16 protein-coding genes are annotated in these 20,710 nt (G+C 71.6%); 4 read left to right on the plus strand and 12 right to left on the minus strand.

From position 1 onward, the window contains the following. Positions 1–5: 5 nt before the first annotated feature. The 3 genes from coaE to AC4H2S_RS11015 form a co-directional block, all read right to left on the minus strand. Positions 6–608, minus strand: a complete 603-nt coding sequence (gene coaE / locus AC4H2S_RS11005) for a dephospho-CoA kinase (protein WP_491497080.1) — start codon at positions 606–608, stop codon at positions 6–8. A gap of 40 nt (positions 609–648) precedes the next feature. Next, entirely contained in the window at positions 649–1,941 is a 1,293-nt protein-coding gene (locus AC4H2S_RS11010) for an aspartate aminotransferase type Ic (protein WP_491497017.1), read from the minus strand. An 89-nt stretch (positions 1,942–2,030) separates the two neighbouring features. Further along, positions 2,031–2,981, minus strand: coding sequence for a GlxA family transcriptional regulator (locus AC4H2S_RS11015; RefSeq protein ID WP_491497018.1), 951 nt, complete (start codon positions 2,979–2,981; stop codon positions 2,031–2,033). 203 nt (positions 2,982–3,184) lie between these two features. On the opposite strand from AC4H2S_RS11015, the gene AC4H2S_RS11020 reads away from it, so the two are divergent. From AC4H2S_RS11020 to AC4H2S_RS11030, 3 genes are all read left to right on the plus strand, one after another. Then, a complete protein-coding gene (locus AC4H2S_RS11020; RefSeq protein ID WP_491497019.1) occupies positions 3,185–10,843 on the plus strand; it encodes a PKD domain-containing protein in 7,659 nt (2,552 codons plus the stop codon). After that, a complete protein-coding gene (locus AC4H2S_RS11025) occupies positions 10,822–12,195 on the plus strand; it encodes a class I adenylate-forming enzyme family protein (protein WP_491497020.1) in 1,374 nt (457 codons plus the stop codon). Before AC4H2S_RS11020 ends, AC4H2S_RS11025 begins: the two co-directional genes overlap by 22 nt. 84 nt (positions 12,196–12,279) lie before the next feature. Next, a complete protein-coding gene (locus AC4H2S_RS11030; RefSeq protein ID WP_491497021.1) occupies positions 12,280–12,861 on the plus strand; it encodes a hypothetical protein in 582 nt (193 codons plus the stop codon). 366 nt (positions 12,862–13,227) lie between these two features. On the opposite strand, the gene AC4H2S_RS11035 is transcribed toward AC4H2S_RS11030, so the two are convergent. From AC4H2S_RS11035 to AC4H2S_RS11075, 9 genes are all read right to left on the minus strand, one after another. Continuing rightward, positions 13,228–13,491, minus strand: a complete 264-nt coding sequence (locus AC4H2S_RS11035; RefSeq protein WP_491497022.1) for a hypothetical protein — start codon at positions 13,489–13,491, stop codon at positions 13,228–13,230. A 109-nt stretch (positions 13,492–13,600) separates the two neighbouring features. Continuing rightward, a complete protein-coding gene (locus tag AC4H2S_RS11040) occupies positions 13,601–13,987 on the minus strand; it encodes a VOC family protein (RefSeq protein ID WP_491497023.1) in 387 nt (128 codons plus the stop codon). A 166-nt stretch (positions 13,988–14,153) separates the two neighbouring features. Beyond that, a complete protein-coding gene (locus tag AC4H2S_RS11045; protein WP_491497024.1) occupies positions 14,154–14,597 on the minus strand; it encodes a DUF5063 domain-containing protein in 444 nt (147 codons plus the stop codon). Positions 14,598–14,674: 77 nt separating this feature from the next. Next, complete coding sequence (locus AC4H2S_RS11050) at positions 14,675–15,217, minus strand: putative immunity protein (RefSeq protein ID WP_491497025.1); 543 nt, start codon at positions 15,215–15,217, stop codon at positions 14,675–14,677. 61 nt (positions 15,218–15,278) lie between these two features. Continuing rightward, entirely contained in the window at positions 15,279–15,740 is a 462-nt protein-coding gene (locus AC4H2S_RS11055) for a VOC family protein (RefSeq protein ID WP_491497026.1), read from the minus strand. Between the two features lie 29 nt (positions 15,741–15,769). Then, positions 15,770–16,153, minus strand: coding sequence for a MerR family transcriptional regulator (locus AC4H2S_RS11060; protein ID WP_491497027.1), 384 nt, complete (start codon positions 16,151–16,153; stop codon positions 15,770–15,772). 68 nt (positions 16,154–16,221) lie between these two features. Next, positions 16,222–17,064: a patatin-like phospholipase family protein gene (locus tag AC4H2S_RS11065; protein WP_491497028.1), complete on the minus strand. Its 843-nt coding sequence runs from the start codon at positions 17,062–17,064 to the stop codon at positions 16,222–16,224. 109 nt (positions 17,065–17,173) lie between these two features. After that, the gene (gene rpsA, locus AC4H2S_RS11070; RefSeq protein ID WP_491497029.1) at positions 17,174–18,655 is read right to left on the minus strand and encodes a 30S ribosomal protein S1; all 1,482 of its coding nucleotides are present in this window, start codon (positions 18,653–18,655) and stop codon (positions 17,174–17,176) included. Between the two features lie 254 nt (positions 18,656–18,909). Then, positions 18,910–19,812, minus strand: a complete 903-nt coding sequence (locus AC4H2S_RS11075) for a phosphotransferase family protein (protein WP_491497030.1) — start codon at positions 19,810–19,812, stop codon at positions 18,910–18,912. A gap of 61 nt (positions 19,813–19,873) precedes the next feature. On the opposite strand from AC4H2S_RS11075, the gene AC4H2S_RS11080 reads away from it, so the two are divergent. Then, on the plus strand, positions 19,874–20,710 hold the full coding sequence (locus tag AC4H2S_RS11080) for a class I SAM-dependent methyltransferase (RefSeq protein ID WP_491497031.1): 837 nt from the start codon (positions 19,874–19,876) through the stop codon (positions 20,708–20,710).

Genomic DNA, 20,710 nt, shown 5'->3' on the forward strand with positions numbered 1-20,710 from the left:
CCCCGTCAGCCGGAAACGCGGGCGCGCTCCACCAGCTCGGCGTGGACCGCCTCGACCTGCCGGCGCAGGTCGGCCAGCGAGCCGGTGTTGTCGACCACGTGGGTGGCGATGGCGAGCCGCTGCTCCCGTGTCGCCTGCGCGGCGATGCGCGCCTCCGCGTCCTCCTTCGTCCAGCCACGGTCGCGCACCATCCGCTCGACCTGCAGCTCGGCGGGGGCATCGACGACCACGACCGCGTCGAACGAGTCGGCCCGCCCCACCTCGGCGAGCAGGGGGATGTCGTGGACGACGACCGCGTCGGCGGGCGCAGCCGCCTCGAGCTCCGCGCTGCGCCGGTGCACCAGCGGGTGGATGATCGCCTCGAGCCGCCGACGCGCGTCGGGGTCGGCGAAGACGAGGGCGCCCATCGCGGGCCGGTCGAGGTCGCCGTCCGCGGTGAGCAGCTCCGGCCCGAACTCCTCGACCACCGCCTGCAGCCCGGGCGTGCCCCGCGCCACGACCTCGCGGGCGATCAGGTCGGCGTCGATGACGACCGCTCCCAGCTCGGCGAGGATCGTCGACACGGTGCTCTTGCCCGAGGCGACGCCTCCGGTCAGCCCGACACGCACGCTCACAGGTCCTCCCCCACGACGAGATCCAGGATGGCGGTCAGGATGCGGTGGCGCGGTCGACGGCCTGCTCGGCCGCGGCGAGCAGCACGCACGTCGCCACCGCCTCCATGGCGGCGGTGACCTCCTCGAGCGGCGGCATCGTGGGCGCCAGCCGGATGTTGGTGTCGTCCGGGTCCTGCTTGTAGGGGAACGACGACCCGGCTGGGGTCAGGGCGATGCCGGCGTCCTTGGCGAGCGCCACCACCCGGCTCGCAGTGCCCGGCACCACGTCGAGGTTGACGAAGTAGCCGCCGGCGGGAGCGTTCCAGGTCGCCACGCCACGCCCGCCCAGCCGCTCGGACAGCACCCGGTCGACCTCGGCGAACTTGGGCGCGATGATCTCGCGGTGCCTGGCCATGTGCTCGCGCACGCCCTGCGGCGAGCCGAAGAACTCAGCGTGGCGCAGCTGGTTGACCTTGTCGGGGCCGATCGACCCGGTGCCGAGGTGCTCCAGGTACCAGCGGACGTTGTCGGTCGAGGCGGCGAGGAACGCCACCCCCGCGCCCGCGAAGGTGATCTTGGACGTGGAGGCGAACATGACCGGCCGGTCGAGGTGGTCCGCGGCGGCGGCGAGGCTCAGGATGTCGGCGCTCTCGGTCTCGTCGTCGCCGAGGTGGTGCAGCGCGTAGGCGTTGTCCCAGAAGATCTTGAAGTCGGGGGCAGCGGTCGGCATGGCCGCCAGCCGCTCGGCGACCTCGACGCTGCACACGGCGCCCGTCGGGTTGGCGTACGTCGGCACGACCCACATGCCCTTGACGCTCGGGTCGTCGGCGACCAGCGCCGCGACGGCGTCGACGTCGGGGCCGTCGTCGTTCATCGGCACCGTGAGCATCTCGATGCCGAGGCTCTCCAGCAGGGTGAAGTGGCGGTCGTAGCCCGGCACCGGGCACACGAACCTGACCTGGTCCTCCTTGCTCCACGGCCGCTTGGAGTCGACGGCGCCGAAGAGCATCATCCAGACCAGGCAGTCGCGCATCATCGACAGGCTGGAGTTGCCCCCGGCGACGACCTGGTCGGGCTCGACCCCGAGCAGGTCGGCGAACATCTCGCGCAGCTCGCGCAGGCCCTCGAGGCCGCCGTAGTTGCGCACGTCGACCCCCTTGGCGTCGCGGGTCGAGCTCGGGAGCCGCAGCAGGTCGTCGGCGAGGTCGAGCTGCTCGGCCGACGGCTTGCCGCGCGTCAGGTCCAGCTTGAGCCCGCGCCGCTTGAGGTCCTCGTAGGCCGCCCGCTGCTCCTCGAGCAGGGCGGCGAGGTCGTCGGCGGACAGGTCGGCCAGCGCAGTCGCGTTCACCCCCCAAGGCTACCGAGACACGGCCCGCGCCCGGCCGGTCGTACCCACGGAGCGGGACGGACGGCGGCATCCCTCGGCCGGCGCGCCGCTCAGGCGGTCATCCGGAACGTGCGCCGGTACTCCTGGGGGCTGACGCCGCGCGCCCGGCCGAAGTGGTGGCGCAGGGTGGCGGCGTTGCCGAAGCCCACCTCGGCGGCCACCCAGTCGATGGAGTGGTCGGTCAGCTCGAGCAGCTCCTGGGCGGCCCGCACCCGCTCGCCGAGGATCCAGCTGTAGGGCGTCGTGCCGGTCTCCTCCTTGAAGCGCCGGGCGAAGGTGCGCCCCGACATGTGCATCTGCCGGGCCAGCGTCTCGACGTCCAGGTCGTCGGCGAGGTGGGCGCTGATCCACGCCAGCAGGGGCGCCAGCGCCTCCGACTCGCAGACCGGCACCGGCCGGGCGATGAACTGTGCCTGCCCGCCGTCGCGGTGCGGGGGCACGACCATGCGCCGGGCGGTGGTGGCCGCGACCCGGGCGCCGAAGTGCTGGCGCATGACGTGGAGCGCGGCGTCGAGGCCGGCGGCCGAGCCGGCGCCGGTCACGATCGAGCCGTCCTGCACGTAGAGGACGTTGCCGTCGATGCTCGCCTCTGGGTAGCGGGCCGCGAGCTCGTCGACGTGGCGCCAGTGCGTGGTGGCCCGCCTCCCGTCGAGCAGTCCGGCCTCACCGAGGATGAATGCGGCGGTGCAGTGGGCGAACACCTGCGCGCCCCGGTCGTACGCGCCGCGCACCAGCTCGACGACCTCCGGCGACGGCTCGAGGTAGCCGCGCTTCGGGATCAGGCACACCAGGTCGGCGTCGGCGGCGTCGTCGAGGGAGTGCTCGACGTGGAGGTCGTAGCCCGTCGCGCCGCGCACCCGCCCGGGCCGCGGCGTGGTGACCACGAAGTCGAAGACGGGGTTGTCGTCCTGGGGGTGGTAGGGCTCGCCCCACACCTCGCACATCGACCCGAGCCCGAACGGCTCGGCGCCGTCCTGCACCACTGCTGCGACCTTCCTCATCCCGACAGCGTGCCTGCCCGGTGGCAGGAAATCAACGATCTCGACATTCCTGCCACCGCGGCAGGCAAGCGGTTGACGGCGTTCCGACGAGCAGAAACCACCTTTTGCTTGACCCCATGCAAAAGTCGGCCCTAGCGTGACATGGGTCACAGGGCGCGAAGATGCCCTGGGGCGCCCCCGAACTCGGTTGTGGAAGGCGCATCATGCACCTGCGGTCTCGTCAGCTCGTCGTCTCGTTGCTCGCCCTGGTGACCGGCCTGGCGCTGGCCCTCGGGCTCACCGCCCCGGTCATGGCAGCGGTCCCCGACCCGGTGGCCCCGCCGGCCGCCGGCGAGCGGGCGGACGCCTCCCCCGGCCCCGACACGGGCGCCGCGGGGTCGGCGACGACCTCCGGCAAGCCGGAAAAGGGCTCCGGAAAGGGCTCCGGCAAGGGCTCGGGCACGGCGAGCGCGAAGGCGGCGGCCGCCGCGCCCGACCTGTCGAAGTTCCAGAAGGTCGTCCTCGGCCAGGGCACCGGCCTCGGCGAGGTCATGGAGCTCACCGTCGCGCCGGACGGTCGGGTCTTCTTCATCACCCGCGCCGGCGACATCTCGATGTACGACCCGGCCGACGGCAGCATCGACATCATCATGAACAACCCGAGCCTCGGGGTGTGGAGCGGCCTGGAGGACGGCGGACTGGGCATCACGCTCGACCCCGCCTTCGCCGACAACGGCTGGGTCTACGTCTACTACGCCCCGCTGCCCGCCTCGCTCACCGTCAACCGGCTCTCGCGGCTGACGATCGAGACCGGAGACGACGGCGAGACGTACATCGACAAGTCGTCGGAGAAGGTGATCCTCGAGGTCGGCACCCAGCGCAACGTGTGCTGCCACTCGGCCGGCTCCCTGCAGTTCGGCGACGGCGGCGTGCTGCACCTCGCGACCGGTGACAACACCTCCTCCTCCGACAACGACGGCTACTCCCCCCACGACGAGCGGCCCGGACGCTCCGACTACGACGCGCAGAAGTCCTCGGCCAACACCAACGACCTGCGCGGCAAGATCCTGCGGGTCGTCCCGCGCAACGACGACGCGGGCGACGTCGACCCGACCCCCGGCGACGGCATCTCCTACGACATCCCCGACGGCAACCTGTTCGGCGAGGGCGGCGCCTACCCGTCCGCGCGCTACCCCGACGCCGACCCGGCCAGGACGCGTCCCGAGATCTACGTGATGGGCCTGCGCAACCCCTACCGCCTCGGCGTCGACCCCGACACCGACGCCCTCTACTGGGGCGAGGTCGGCCCGGACTCGCGGGTCAACAGCCCCAACCGGGGCCCGCGCCACTTCGAGGAGTTCAACCGCACCGAGGTCGCGATGAACGGCGGCTGGCCCTACTGCGGCGGCGAGGTCGGCCCCGACCTGACCAACATGGACTTCGGCGGCGCCTACGTCGACTGGGACTTCGTGGCCAACCGCTACCGCACCAACCCCGACGGCAGCCCCAAGCGCTTCCCCTGCGACGACCCCGAGGGGATGACGGGCGTCAACGACTCGCCCAACAGCACCGGGCTGCAGGACCTGCCCCCGATGACCGACGCGTGGATCCCCTACTCCGACGTCGGCCCCTACAAGTACCCCGCCGTCCAGGGCGCCACCCCGACCGGCGGCCAGGTCTACCGGCAGTCGCAGAACACCGCGGCCAAGGACACCGCCTTCCCCGCCGACTACGAGGGCTCCTACTTCATGTCGGAGATGAGCCGCGGCTGGATCAAGGAGGTCCGGATGGACGCCGCGGGCAACATCACCGCCATCAACGACTTCATGGACGGGTTCGTCGCCCCGGGTGACCTCGAGTTCGGGCCCGACGGCTCGATGTACGTCCTCGAGTACGGCACCGGCTTCTTCTCCGGGTCCCCCCAGACCAAGCTCGTCCGCATCGACTACGCGATCAACGGCTCCGCCCCGGTGGCGCGCGCCGGCGCCGACGTCACCGAGGGCCCGGCACCGCTGGCCGTCCAGTTCACCAGCGCGGGCACGAGCGACCCCGACGGCGACGCCGTCACCTACGCCTGGGACCTCGACGGGGACGGCGACACCGACTCGACCGACCCGGCCCCGTCCCGCACCTACGACACCCCCGGCGACTACCGGGTGCTGCTCACCGTGACCGACGCGACGGGCAAGTCCGCCACGTCGCAGGTCGTGATCAACGTCGGCAACACGGCCCCGAAGGTCACGATCGAGCTGCCCGCCGACGGCGGCTTCTACTCCTCCGGCGACGACATCCCGTTCGTCGTCGACGTGCAGGACGCCGAGGAGACCGTCGACTGCAGCGAGGTCGTGGTGCAGGAGGGCCTCGGCCACGACATCCATGTCCACCCCAACCTGTCGGTCAACGGCTGCGAGGGCACCATCCGCACCGCCGCCTCCGGCGACCACGGTCCCGACGCCAACACCTACGGCGTCCTCATCGCCACCTACCGCGACGGCGGCGCCAACGACGGCGCCAACGCGCCGCTGCAGGGCAGCGACACCGTCATCCTCCAGCCCAAGCTGCGCCAGGCCGAGCACGCGACCAACCGCCAGGGCGTCGGCTACACCGGCTACGACGACAAGTCCGGCACGCGCCCCGGAGGCGGCGGCCTGATCACCGGCATGGGCAACGGCGACTGGGTCATGTTCGACCCGATGAGCCTGGTCAACATGACCGACGTGTCGATCCGCTACTCCGGCGGACCGCAGGCCGGTGCCACCATCCAGGTGCGCGCCGGTGCGGCCAACGGCCCCGTCGTGGCCACCGTGCCGCTCGACGGCGGCACCCAGGGCCAGTACTTCTACAAGACGGTCAGCGCGCGCATCACCGCCCGCGACGCCGACCCGGGTGGCCGTGGCCTCTACTTCGTCTACTCCGGCAGCGGGGAGATGAACTTCGACGAGTTCTCCGTCGCCGGCAAGGGCATCGCGGGCAACACCTCCCCCGTCATCGCCTCCGCCACCGCGACGCCCGCCGACGGGCTCGCGCCGCTCGAGGTGGAGTTCGCGGCCCAGGCCAGCGACCCCGACGGCGACGACATCACCTACGCGTGGGACTTCGGCGTCGACGGCACCGAGGACGACACCGCCACCACGGCCACCGCGTCGTGGACCTATCCCGAGCCCGGCACCTACACCGCGACGATCACCGTCGAGGACGCGACCGGCAAGACCACCAGCCGGGCCGTGGACGTCATCGTGCGGCAGCCCTGCGCCAGCGCGCCCACCCCGGACGACGGCTACGAGCTGCTCTTCGACGGCACGGACGTGTCGGCGTGGAAGCAGGCCGGGCCCGGCGCCTTCACCGTGGAGAACTGCGCGCTCACCAGCCGCGGCGGCCTCGGCCTGTTCTGGTACTCCGAGCGCACCTTCGCCGACTACGTGCTCAAGGTGCAGTTCAAACTGTCCGACGACGGTGACAACTCCGGCGTCTTCACCCGCTTCCCCGACCCCGGCAACGACCCGTGGGTCGCCGTCGACAACGGCCACGAGATCCAGATCAAGGAGGGCCAGCCCGGCGACGAGCCGCAGAAGACCGGCTCGGTCTACAACTTCGACCGCGAGGACGCGCGCAACGCCAAGCCCGTCGGCGAGTGGAACGACTACGAGATCCGCGTCGTGGGCCAGACCTACACGATGACGCTCAACGGCCAGGTGGTGAACGAGTACACCTCCGACGGCTCGCGCGGCGCCGAGGGCTACCTCGGCCTGCAGAACCACGGCGACGCCGACGAGGTGAGCTTCCGCAACATCCAGATCAGGGAGCTCGACGTCGACGAGCCGTTCGTCAACACCCTCACCGCGGAGCCCGTGCGCGGCGCGGCCCCGCTCGAGGTCGCCTTCACCGCCGAGGGCATCGACCGCCAGGGCGACGCGATCACCTACGAGTGGGACTTCGGCGACGGGTCCGACCCGGTCACCGGCACCGGCGAGGTCTCGCACACCTACACCGAGGGCGGCACCTTCACCGCCGAGGTGACCCCCGTCGACGCCGACGGCAACCGCGGCCTGACCCGCACCACCGAGGAGATCACCGTCCTGGTCGACCCGGTCGCCACGGCGACCGCGACCCCGCGGTGCGGCGTGCTCCCCCTCGAGGTCGCCTTCGACGCCTCCGCGACCGACCCGCAGGACCAGGCCGTCACGTGGCGCTGGGACTTCGGCGTCGACGGCACCGACGACGACACCTCCACCGAGAAGTCGCCCACCTACACCTACATGGAGGCGGGCGAGTACACCGCCACCGTCACCGCCACCGACCCCGACGGCAACACCGGCACGAGCTCGGTGCGCATCGAGGTGCTCGCCGACGGCGAGTGCCGCCCGGTGGCCGACCTGTCCGAGCTGTTCAACAACGACGGCATCTCCACCGACGCCAACCCCGGCGACGGCAACTTCGACGGCGGCGGCTGGACCTTCGCCGCCGAGCTCCTCCCCCCGGCCGTGCAGGAGGACGGGGGCCCGGTGCGGATCAACGGCGTCGACTACGACTTCGGCAGCCCCGCCGACGGCCGGCTCAACAACGTCGAGGCCGACGGCCAGGTCATCACCCTGCCCACCGGCACCTACGACGAGCTCAGCGTCCTGGCCACCGCCCACAACGGCGACGTGCAGAAGGACGCCACCCTCGCCTACAACGACGGCACGACCGTCCAGGTGCCGCTGCGGTTCACCGACTGGGCGGTGGCGCCCAAGTTCGGTGAGGAGATCGCCATCGACATGCCCTACCGCCACAACGGGAGCGGCGACACCTCACCGCGGGTCATGATCTTCACCCAGCCGATCCCGCTCGCGGCCGGCAAGCAGCCCGACACCCTGACCCTGCCCGTCGACCCGAAGCTGCACGTCTTCGCCGTCTCCGGCACGCGGTCGCAGGAGCCGGAGCCGCCGTGCGAGCAGCCCGAGCGCTCCGACGAGTTCAACGACACCGAGCTGCTCGACAACTGCCACTGGACGGTGCGCCGCCCCGACGAGACGGCGTACGACGTCTCCGACGGCGCGCTGCACCTGACGGCGCGCCGGGGCGAGTACAACGACACCCCCAACATCATCACCCAGGCCGCCCCCGACGGTGCGTGGACCGCGACGACCAAGCTCACCTGGGACCCGCTCGAGGCCGGTCAGCAGGCGGGTCTGGTGGTCGCCGGCAGCGGCGGCTCCGGCTTCGCCAAGCTGACCTTCGTCGACAAGGGCAGCGACCGGGAGTGGATCGAGTTCCTGCGCTCGTCGAGCCCGAGCAACAACGACTTCGACTTCAGCGGCAACTGGAACACCGGCGGCGGCAGCTTCGACGGGCCGTTCCTGCCCGCGAGCTTCCCCACCACGTTCTGGCTGCGGTTCACCTCCGACGGCGCACAGCTGCGTGGCTGGTACTCCACCGACGGCCAGCAGTTCACCGAGGTCGGTGACCCGCGCGCCCTGGCCGGGATCACCAACCCCCGTGTCGGCGTGATGGCGCTCACCGGAGGCGATTCGGGCAGCCCCGTCGCCGACTTCGACTTCTTCCGGTGGTCGGGCGTCCAGGAGGGCGAGGACCCGACCGTGACCGCCACGGCCGAGCCGACCTCCGGCACCGCGCCGCTCGACGTCGACTTCAGCGCCGAGGGCACCGACCCGGAGGGCGGCGACCTCACCTACGCCTGGGACTTCGGCGTCGGCGGCACCCAGGACGACACGGCCACGGGCGCGGACGCGAGCTGGACCTACACCGAGCCCGGCACCTACACGGCGACCGTGACGGTCACCGACCCCGACGGCCAGACCGGTGAGGACACCGTCGAGGTGGTGGTCGAGGAGCCGGCCGGCGGCGACGTCTTCGTCGTCGACGCGGTCGACACGGCCACCGACAACCAGTGGGTGGCCGAGCAGACCGGCACGTCGACGGTCACCGTCGAGGTGGGCGACACCGTCGAGTGGCAGTTCGACCGGGCCACGATGGGCCACGACCTGACCTCGCGCGACACCGCCGACGCCTGGAACCCGCCCCTCCAGGAGTACCGCGACGCCAACGGTGCGCCGGTGCGCTACACCTTCACCCGACCGGGCACCTACGAGTACTGGTGCAGCATCCACGGCGCCACCATGCGCGGCACCGTGGTCGTGGAGGAGCCCGCCGGGGACAACCGTCCGCCGACGGCCGATCCGTTCGTCTCCCCGCGCACCGGGCCCGCGCCGCTCTACGTCCACTTCGAGGCCCGCGCCAGCGACCCCGACGGCGACGCCCTCACCTACCTGTGGGACTTCGGCCAGAGCGACCGGCCGTCCGACCAGTCGACGGAGTCGCACGCCCACGTGACGTACGCCGACCCCGGCAGGTACACCGCGACCCTGACCGTCAGCGACGGCAAGGGCGGGACCTACGAGGAGGAGTTCGAGATCTCCGCCACCGGGGTGGCACCGCGCGTCAGCGTGGCGGCCACGCCCACGAGCGGCCCCGCTCCCCTGCCGGTCGCGTTCACCATCAACGCGATCGACGACCAGGGAGGCCCGCTCAGCTACACGTGGGACTGGGGTGACGGGACGACGTACACCGGTCCCAAGCCGCCGCTCAACCACGTCTACACGGCCTCCGGCAGCTACACCGCCACGCTGACCGTGACCGACCCCGACGGCAACGAGGGCAGCGACAGCGTCGAGATCAGCGTCGATGCGCTGCCCGGGATCGAGGCGCTCGCCTCACCGACCAGCGGTGACGCCCCGCTCGAGGTCGACTTCTCCACGGCGGTCACCACCGAGGGCGACGTCGCCGCATTCGCCGACGGCACCACCACCTACCCGGAGCTGGTCGGCACCGCCTCGATGGTCCGCTCGCGGGGGACGACGGTGACCACGTTGGACGTCACCGGGCTCAAGCCCGACGCCGCCCACATGGTGCACGTGCACGAGCAGGCCTGCTCGGACGCCAATGGCGGGCCGCACTTCCGCTTCGACACCGATCTCCCGTTCAGCGAGGACAACGAGATCTGGCTGCCGTTCACCAGCGACGACGACGGCGCCAGCGGCGAGGTGGTCGTGACCAGCGACCAGCGTGCCGGCTCCGACGCCGTCGCCATCGTGATCCACGACCCGGACAACCCGGCCAAGCGGATCGGCTGCGTCGACCTCGACCCGAGCACCACCGGGCTCACCTACGCGTGGGACTTCGGTGACGGGGGGACGGCCGACGTCGCGGACCCGACGCACACCTACACCGAGCCCGGCACCTACGAGGCGACGGTCACGGTGGCCCGCGACGGGGGCACCGACGAGGTCACCGACTCCGTCGAGGTCGTCGTCGCCGGTGACGGCCCGACCGACCCGGGTGACACGACTCCCCCGGACACCACCATCACCGGTGGACCGAAGGGCCACGGCCGCGGCCCGGCGGCGACGTTCACCTTCGTCTCCTCCGAGCCCGGCAGCAGGTTCGAGTGCAGCCTCGACGGCGGTGCGTGGGCGGCGTGCAGCTCCCCGGCCACGTTCACCAAGCTCGGCCAGGGCGAGCACGAGCTGAAGGTGCGCGCCACCGACGCGGCGGGCAACACCGAGGCCACCCCGGCGGTCCGCACCTGGACGGTCGACCGCGGCAAGCCGAAGGTCACGGTGGTCTCGGGGAAGACGCCGACCCGTGACCGGACGCCGACCGTCCGCGCGCGGATCAGCGACCGCCACGACCGGATCCGGGCGAGCGACGTGACGGTGCGCTTCGGCGGCCGGACCGCGGCCGACGTGCGGGTGACCCGCAAGGGCCTCCTGGTCGCCACGTCCAAGACCCTCGCCCCCGGACGCCACCGGGTCGTGCTGGTGGTCCGTGACGAGGCGGGCAACAAGCGCGTGCTCCGCTGGTGGCTGCTGGTGCTCCGCTGACCCAGCGCCTGACCAGCACCACCTCGCAGCCGCACCCGCCGATCCACCGACGGGTGCGGCTGCAGCACAATGCCGCCATGGTCGGTGCCGGCAGGGGTGACGAGCTCGCCCCGGGCGCCCGCGTGGCGCTGCTCGTCCCCGGCTCCCCGTCGTACGTCGACCTGGTGCTGGCGCTGCTCGCCGACGGCGTCTTCCCGGTGCCGCTCGACCCGGCGCTCACCGACGCCGAGCGTGAGCGCGTCCTCGCGCCGATCTCCCCCGACCTCCTCGTCACCTCGCAGGAGCAGGTCGAGCGGCTGCTCGCCGAGCGGGTGGGCCGGTCCCGGTCCCTGCCGCTGGGCCGGCCGATCCACTGCACCAGCGGCACCACCGGGACACCCAAGGGCGTGTGGTCGGGCCTGCTCCCCGACGCCGACGCCGCGGCGCTGGTCGCCGAGGAGCGCGACCTGTGGGGCTTCGTCCCCGACGACGTCAACCTCGTGGTGAGCCCGCTCCACCACTCCGCGCCGCTCCGCTTCGCCAGCGGCACGCTGCTCGCCGGCGGACGGATCGTGGTGCCGGGCAGGTTCGACCCGGCCGTCGTCACCGCGGCCATCGAGCGCGACCGCCCGACCACCATGTTCTGCGTGCCCACCCACCTGCAGCGCCTCTTCGCCCACTGGGACCGCGTCGGCGTGCCGGACCTCTCGTCGTTCCGGCTCGTCGCCCACGCCGGCGCGCCATGCCCCGCGCCGATCAAGCGCCGCCTGGTCGAGCTCTTCCCCGACGGCGCGACGTGGGAGTTCTACGGGTCGACGGAGGGCCAGTTCACCGCGTGCCGCTCGGAGGAGTGGCTCGAGCGCCCCGGCACCGTGGGCCGCGCCCGCCCGGGTCGCACGCTCAGCACCGGCGCCGACGGCCGGATCTGGTGCGCCGTGCCGCGCCACGCCCGGTTCAGCTATCTCGGCGCGCCCGAGCAGACGGCCGCGGCCTGGCGGCAGACGCCGGCGGGGCCCGCCTTCACCGTCGGCGACGTCGGGCGCCTCGACGCCGACGGCTACCTCCACCTCGACGGCCGGCGCACCGACCTGATCATCACCGGCGGCGTCAACGTCTACCCGCTCGAGGTGGAGAACGCGCTGCGCGAGGTCGACGGCGTCGACGAGGTCGCGGTGTTCGGGGTCGCCGATCCCGAGTGGGGCCAGCGGGTCTGCGCCGCCGTCGTCGGCGACGCGACGACCGGGGCGCTCGACGCCCACGCGCGACGCGTGCTCGCCCCGGCCAAGCGGCCCAAGGACTACGTCGCCGTGGCGGAGCTACCGCTCACCGCCACCGGCAAGGTGCGGCGCGACGCGCTGCCCGACCTGCTCTGAGTCGGGTGTCAGGGCCCTCCATCGAGGGGACGCCGCTGCCCTGATCGGTCAGCAAGCCCTCGGCCCGAGACGCAGTGCGGTGACATGCTGCCTTTCATGCGCGGAAGATCTCGAACCGTCGCCGTCTCGGCCGTCCTTCTGGCGACCGTTGCCATGGTCGGCGGATGGCTGGAATGGTCCTCGCGCACGGCGGCGAACGTGGTCGTCTCGTGGTCGCCTGCCTCGCCCCGGTGCACGGGCACGCCTGTGCAGTGGTCGGGACCGCACTCTCCCCTCTTCGACGCCCGCAAGACCATGCGCTGCGTCATCGAGGTGCGTGTCGCCAACAGGGGCACCCGCACCATCCACATCGCACGGGCAGTCGCTCCGATGGTCGGACCGGAGACCGGAACGGTCGTCACCGCACAGAACGCCGGCCGCAGCGCGCAGTCCGGACTCGCCATCGACGCGGTCTTCCCACTCGCAGACGACCTCGGCGCCGGGGAGTCCACGACGTTCGACGTGATCCTCGTGTTCAACCCCGCCGGCTGCACCGCACCAGGCACGATGTGGGTGCCCGGTTGGCCGACCGTGACGGTAGAGGCATTGGGGCGAAGCCACGACATCTCCAGCGACCAGGATCTCGCCTTCCGACGGCGCGGATCCAACCCGGGATGCCTTGCCTAGCGCCCTGGGCCGACGTCCGGATCAGCTGCAACCCGTGCGTCCGCTCATGCCGATGTGCGCGACTTCGCGCTACCGTCCAGCATGGCGACTGGGAAGGAGGTGCTGCTCGCATTGTGCGCCGTTGTTGGCCTCTACAGGCTGACTGCTGTACTCGCAGATCCTCGGTCGCCCATGTGGGGCACGTCGGTGGCCATGGTGCTCGTCGCCGCCTCGCTGCACCCACGGGACTCAGCTGGCCGATCCCTGGGCGAAGCGCTGCACGAGGAGTGGCCCGACTTCGCTCAGGAGTGAACCAGACGTACTCATCCGCCGCGATCCGTGTCCGCTGCTGTCCAGTTGAGCGGCTGCGGGCTGAACGCGATGTGGTCACCACTCTTCCTTCATGAACCCCGTGGCGGGGTCCACCATTCTGAGGAAGTCCCGCAGGCGACCACGGTGGTCCTCCAATGACGGTCGCCCTGGACCTTGTACGGCAAACCCATAACCCTCGTTGGGACCGGTCAGCCACGTGTAGCCGGTGTCGATGTAGCCAGGCACACGCTCCTCTGCTTCACGAATGGCGAACTGTTCGCCGTCCACCTCAAGCGTGACGACGGTGACGTTGTCCGAGTGCTCGCGCTCTCCGTTCACGCGGCCAACGATGCTCGTCCGAGCGACCAGCGTCCACTCGGTTGTGAACGCACTCATCTGCCGCGATGAGCGGTCAGGACGGGCCGTGGTTCCGGCGTCGGTGGTCGACTCACTCCGGCGGGGCGACCACTTCCCACAAGTGGCCATCCGGGTCCGCCACCAGCGCGCAGTAGCCCCACTCCTCATGACGCGCGCCTCGCACGACCGCGCCTCCCGCCGTGTGAACTCGACTCGTGATGGCGTCGACGTCGGCGGCATTGGACGCATCAAGGGTTAGCAGGGCACTGAACGTCCCTCGCTTCGCAACAACCCCGGCATCTTCGACCACGGCGCTGAGACCACCCGGCGGGATCAGCATCAAAGTGAAGCCGTCGCTGAGATGGAACTGAAGTGGTTCCGGAACGCCGTCCTCCGCGGGTACACCGGCGGCATCTAGCCCTAGGAACGCGGAGTAGAAGTCTCGAGATGCCTGCCGATCGTTGATGGGAAAGCTCACGGTGACCCGGCTACTCATTCAATGGTCCTCTCAGTGGTGGACACCGACGGTGTTTGGGCCGACGTCGAGTTCTCCATGACTGGTCCAATCACGGGACGACCATAGATGGCAAGCATCCGCACCTGCCGCGATCAGCGCACGGATCTGCGGGGTGAGCGTCGGCCCGTCACGCGTCGTGTAGCGCCACGAGGGCGTCTTCAGCGTGCTTGCCCCAATGCGCCTGAAGGCCGAAGTTCCACTCCCATGTGACGTCCTCCCAGCGCGCACCGGAGGTGAGCGCATTCAGGCAACGCCTGAGGTCTCTCCAAACGTCGGCAAGGTCGTCCGGCACAGAGAAGTACGCCTCTGGGCCGCCCGGCAGCTCACCGAGGATCGTCTGCGCGGAGATGAACACCGAAGTCCACCCCGCGTGGGCCGGGCCTTCGGGAAGATCGTCGGACGGCTCGGTTTCTGGCACCGCGAAGCCCGAAGCAAGCACCTCGGCGAGACCGGCGCGGACGCCACGAACGAAAGCGGCACGGTCCCCGGCTGTCGAGGGAGTCTGGATCAGGTAGCAGTAGTGCTCGGCTGCACCGACAAGTCGCGCCACGGCATCCGGGTACGAAGGCATGCGGGAACTCTGCCATCGGAACGCACCCTCATGTTGCATCCGAACGTCCGGACCTGCCGTGACCGCGACCCCGGGAGTCAGAGCGCTCGGAGCTCGTCGTCCATCGTCTTCATGATCACGCCGACGCGGGTGCGGCTCGCGGGCGCCGGTGGGTAGCGGCGCAGCACCTCGACGAGGTGCGGCGTCGCCTGCCCGGCTGACCGGACGATGCAGGTGAGCGCGTACGACGGATCGCCACGCTCGATCGCCTCGGCGCAGGCGGCGTGGGCGTGCGCGCGGAGGATGTGTCCGACCTGGTTCGCTCGCGCCAGGGGGTGGAGGTAGGCGGCTGCTGCAGCGTCACCCGCTGCGAGGGCCGCGTGCCTGGCCGCCTCGTCGTCGACGCCCTTGGCCGCCCGGTGAGCGGCGAAGGCGGTCGTGCGCAGCAGCTGGCTGCGCCGGCTCCCACGAGCGAAGTCCCGGGCCGCCTCCACCGCGGCCCGCGGGCGCCGATCATCCGGCGCGGCACGCTCGAAGAGCTCGAGCTCGAGCACGCGTTCAGCGCCTCGCGCGGCGAAGCGCACCACCTCGCGCAGGTCGTCCCCGGTGAGGTCGATGCGCCCGTCCGGGTCCAGACCCATCGCCTCGTTCCTGTCGTCGTTCGCCGTCAGCCGGCATCCTCCAGCACGACCCCGGCGCCCGTCACCTGTCGGCGTCGGTGCCGAAGCCGGGCCTCCTCGCCCTGGTGGCCTGGTCCTCGAGCTCCTGGAAGAAGGTGATCTCGAGTCCTGCCGGCGCGTTGAGCCGCGAGTTGAGGGAACGCCACGGCGTCTCACGAGGGCTGGCGAGGAGCTCGGCGCCGGCGGCGGTGGCGGCGTCGGTCGTGGCGGCCGCGTCGTCGACCTCGAAGGCCACGCGCAGGGACGCCCCGGGGCGGCCTTCGTTCTCCACCTCGTCGATCACGCGCTTGTGGGTCGGGTTGGCGATCTCGAGGGTGGCGCGTCCGGCGTCAAGGATGGCGACGAGGTCGTCGCCCCCGTTGGCGAACGCGGCGACCTCCTCCATCCCGAGGACGTCGCGGTAGAAGTGGAGTGCCTGCTCGTAGTCAGCGGCCTCGACGACCAGTCGCAGCTGCCTGACGTTCCTGTTGGTGTCGGTGTCCATGCTCCACAGGATCGGCCCTGACACCGGTGTCAGGTGCAAGCCGGATCGCGCCGGGTCGCGTCGGGTCGCACGACCGACAGCTCGGCCCGCAGCCCGTCCAGCACGCGCTGGGCACGGTCGAGCTCGCGACGCTCGTCCTCGATGCGCTGCTGCTCCTCGCGCAGCCTCTCCTCGAGGAAGCCCGTGCGCTGCGAGACAGGCGCGTCGATGCACGGGAGGATCTCGGCGATGGTGCGCGTGCCGAGACCGGCCGCGAGCATCTCCTGGATGCGGATGACGCGGTCGACGTCCTCGGGGGCGAACAGGCGCTGGCCCGAGCTGTCGCGGGCGGGGCGCACCAGGCCGCGGGCCTCGTAGTAGCGGATGGACCGCACGCTGACCCCGGTCAGGTGGGAGAGTCGGCCGATCTTCACCGGCACAGGATCCCACGACCCGGAGGGCCCCGGCTGCGTGCCGCCGGCGAGCGGACCGACCAGCCCGCTCAGGCTGCCCAGACCGCGCCGACCCGGTCGACCAGGTCGCGCGACTGGCGCAGCCCGGCCTCGGCGGCGACGGCGCGCTTGGCCGGGTCGAGCAGGTTGCGACCGAAGGCGGCCAGCGCCTCGGCGTCGGGGGTCACGACCGACCACGCCCGGGGCGCGACGCGCTCGACCTGCGCCCGGATGGACACCTTCCGGCTGACCGAGCGCGGCAGGGGCGCGAGCACCACGAGCCTCTCGGCGCCCGCGGCCACGTCGACGTTGGCGGTCGAGCGCATGCCGCCGTCCATGTAGGTGCGCCCGTCGATCTCGACCGGCGGCCACACCGTCGGCACCGCACAGCTCGCCGCGACCGCCGCGACGAGGTCGGCGCCGGAGTCGCGCGTGAAGACGGTGAACTCCCCGCTGGTGGTGTCGACGGCGGTGATCCGCAGGTCGCGCTCGGGCCACGCCCGGACCGGCAGGCGCGAGCGGATCACGGCCTCGCGGTCGACGCTGCCCGGCGCGTGCGAGGCCAGGGCCACCCGGCCGACGCGCGCCAGCTTGTCGCGTCCGCTGCCGGGCAGGACGTAGGGCGGGACGAGCTTGAGCGCCGCGATGCGCGAGAGCCGCCCGCCGAGCTCGGCGTCGGCGGGCTCGAGCTGGGTGGCGTAGAGCTCCTCCAGGGACGGGCCGCCGGTCACCTGGGCACCGACCACGGAGCCGGCCGACGTGCCCACCACGACGTCCGCGCCGGTGAGGTCGACCCCCTCGCGGGCGAGTCCGGTGAGGATGCCGAGCTCCCAGGCGATGCCGGTGATGCCTCCTCCGCCGAGCACCAAGGCGGATGTGCCGCGATCAGTCATGGGCCAGTTGTAGCGGACGCACCCTGACCGGCGGCTCAGGACGTACGACGACGGCCCGCCGGGAGTCCCGGCGGGCCGTCGTGGTGGTGCTGTTCAGGTGCTCAGGCGATCAGGCCTGGCCACCGGTGAGCTTCTCGCGGAGCGCCTGCAGCGCCTCGTCGGAGGCGAGCGAACCGCCGGTCTCGTCACCGGTCTCGGCCGCGGTGTCGCCACCAGAGGAGTACGAGGTGGCCTCGCCGGCCTCAGCCTCGGCGACCTTGGCCTCGGCCTGCTGCTTGACGTGCTGCTCCCAGCGGGCGTGCGCCTTGGCGTACTGGTCCTCCCAGATCGCACGCTGCTCGTCGAAGCCCTCGAGCCACTCGCCCGTCTCGGGGTCGAAGCCCTCGGGGTAGACGTAGTTGCCCTGCTCGTCGTAGGTGGCCGTCATGCCGTAGAGCGTGGGGTCGAACTCCTCCACGTCAGAGGCGGCAGCGGTCTCGTTGGCCTGCTTGAGCGACAGCGAGATCCGGCGACGCTCGAGGTCGATGTCGATGATCTTGACCATGACGTCGTCGTTGACCTGCACGACCTGCTCGGGGATCTCCACGTGGCGCTCGGCCAGCTCGGAGATGTGCACCAGGCCCTCGATGCCCTCCTCGACGCGGACGAACGAGCCGAAGGGCACCAGCTTGGTGACCTTGCCGGGCACGATCTGGCCGATCTGGTGGGTGCGGGCGAAGTGCTGCCACGGGTCCTCCTGCGTCGCCTTCAGCGACAGGGAGACACGCTCGCGGTCCATGTCGACGTCGAGGACCTCGACGGTGACCTCGTCGCCCACGGCGACGACCTCGGACGGGTGGTCGATGTGCTTCCACGACAGCTCGGAGACGTGGACGAGGCCGTCGACGCCGCCGAGGTCCACGAACGCACCGAAGTTGACGATCGAGGAGACGACACCCTTGCGGATCTGACCCTTCTGGAGCTGGGTCAGGAAGCCGTGGCGGACCTCGGACTGGGTCTGCTCGAGCCAGGCGCGACGCGACAGGACCACGTTGTTGCGGTTCTTGTCGAGCTCGATGATCTTCGCCTCGAGCGTCTGGCCGACGTAGGGCTGCAGGTCGCGCACGCGACGCATCTCCACCAGCGACGCCGGGAGGAAGCCGCGCAGGCCGATGTCGAGGATGAGGCCACCCTTGACGACCTCGATGACGGTGCCCTCGACGACGCCGTCCTCCTCCTTGACCTGCTCGATGGTGCCCCAGGCACGCTCGTACTGAGCACGCTTCTTGGACAGGATCAGGCGGCCTTCCTTGTCCTCCTTCTGGAGGACCAGGGCCTCGACCTTGTCGCCGACGCTGACGACCTCGTTGGGGTCGACGTCGTGCTTGATCGACAGCTCGCGCGAGGGGATGACGCCCTCGGTCTTGTAGCCGATGTCGAGGAGGACCTCGTCGCGGTCCACCTTGACGATGGTCCCGTCGACGATGTCACCGTCGTTGAAGTACTTGATGGTCGCGTCGATCGCCGCGAGGAAGTCCTCTTCGGACCCGATGTCGTTGATCGCCACCTGGGGGGCGTCGTAGTCCGGAAGAGTGGAGAGGGTGCTCGTCATGTGGAAGGAGGTTCCCTTGGATGGATGGAGTCGTGCGGACGCGTGCAGCGGTCCGTTTCACTGGTCTCCGACGGTGACTGATCACACGCGGTGACGCGGCGAGCCCGAGTTCGCTCGGTATGGAAGCCGGGCAGACGACTGACGCAACACCCAAGCCTACGCGTGCGCGCACCATCGCGTCCAACCGGCGCCGCACGCTCAGCCCACGCTCAGCGACCGCTGCCGCCCGCGGGCGCCGCAGCCCCGCCCGACGCTCAGGTGCCGAAGGGCCAGGCGTGCAGGTCGCCGCCAGCCGCGACGGCCCGGAGCAGGGTCGCCGACCGGTCCGCCACGGGGTTCTCCCCCTCCCGCGCGGCGAGGTCGACCAGGGCCCACAGGTCCGCGGCGCGGGCGCCCTCGAGGGCGGCGTCGCGCTCGCCCCCGCGCAGTGACGTCCACGCGGTGAGGACCCCATCCACGTAGTCCGGGTGCCGGTCGAACCGCAGCAGGTTGCCCAGGTCGGTCCACGGGTGTCCGGCGTGGGCGTACTCCCAGTCCAGCACGCCGGTCACCTCCAGCGTGTGCGGGTCGACCAGCAGGTTCTTGGGGTTGAGGTCGCTGTGGACCAGGCACGAGCGCCGCACCGTGTCGAGCAGCTCCTGGGCGGGCCACGCCACGTCCCCGAGGGCCGCGCGCTCCTCTTCGGGCCAGTGCGCCAGCCGCGACTCGACCCACTCGAACAGGCCGATGTCGGGGAAGCGGCCGAGGCCGAGATCGGGGTCGGCGAAGGGACCCGGGCGCAGCATCGGCATCCCGGCCAGCGTGCCCGCGACCGCGCCCGTGCGGGTGCCCAGCCGGCGCAGCGCCTCGGCGTCACCGGCGGCGGTGAGTCGCTCGATGACGAGGTCGCCGCGCTCCCCCGGCAGCCACGACGTCACCAGCAGCCCGGGGTGTCCCGTGGCCGGGTCGGCCCGCCGCACCTCGAGCACCTCGGGCACGGGCAGCAGGCCGCGCACCAGCTGCAGCGCCGCCTGGTCCACCTCGGGCGCGGCGGCGCCGCGCGGGTCGTCCGGCGGGTAGAGGCGTACGACGGCGCGCTCCCCGCCGGCCTCGCCGAGGAAGGTCCGCCCCGAGTGACCGCCGGCCAGGGGGACGAGGGTGGGGTCGAAGGCACTCATCGCCCCGCATCGTGCCACGCCCCGTCCGCGCGACCGGCGGGCGGGAAGTACGCTCCGGAACGTGGAGGATCACCTGCCCCAGTCCGTGCGTGTCGAGCGGCGGTCTGTCTCCGAGCAGGAGTCGCGCCTCGCCAACGGTCCCGACTGGGACCGCTACGCCGACGAGTACCAGGCCACCCACGGCGCCTTCCTCGGCGACGCGGGGTTCGTCTGGGGGCCCGAGGGCCACACCGAGGACGAGCTCCGGGTGCTCGGCGACGTGGAGGGCCTCGACGTCCTCGAGGTCGGCAGCGGCGCCGGACAGTGCTCGCGCTGGGTGCGCCTGCACGGCGGCCGCGGCTTCGGCCTCGACCTGTCCCACCGCCAGCTGCAGCACTCGCTGCGCCTCGACGAGGAGACGGGCGTCCCGGTCCCGTCCGTGCGCGGCACCGCCACCGCGCTCCCCTTCGCCGACCGCAGCTTCGACGTCGTCTTCTGCTCCTTCGGCGCCCTGCAGTTCGTCAGCGAGATCGACGTCGCCGTCGCCGAGGTGGCCCGCGTGCTGCGCCCGGGCGGGCGCTTCGCCTTCTCCGTCACCCACCCGACGCGCTGGATGTTCCCCGACGACCCAGGCGAGGCGGGCCTGACCGCGACCCAGTCCTACTGGGACCGCACGCCCTACGTCGAGGTCGACGACGCCACCGGGGTGGTGTCCTACGTCGAGCACCACCGCACGATCGGCGACTGGGTGCGGTTGCTCGCCACCCACCGGTTCCGGCTGGTCGACCTCGTCGAGCCCGAGTGGCCCGAGGACCACGACCGCGTGTGGGGCGGCTGGTCACGCGTCCGCGGGCTGCTGACCCCGGGCACGGCGATCTTCGTCGCTCGGCTGGGCGGGCCCGCCCAGCCGTCCGGGTAG

Source organism: Nocardioides sp. Z13_37 (assembly GCF_058355585.1).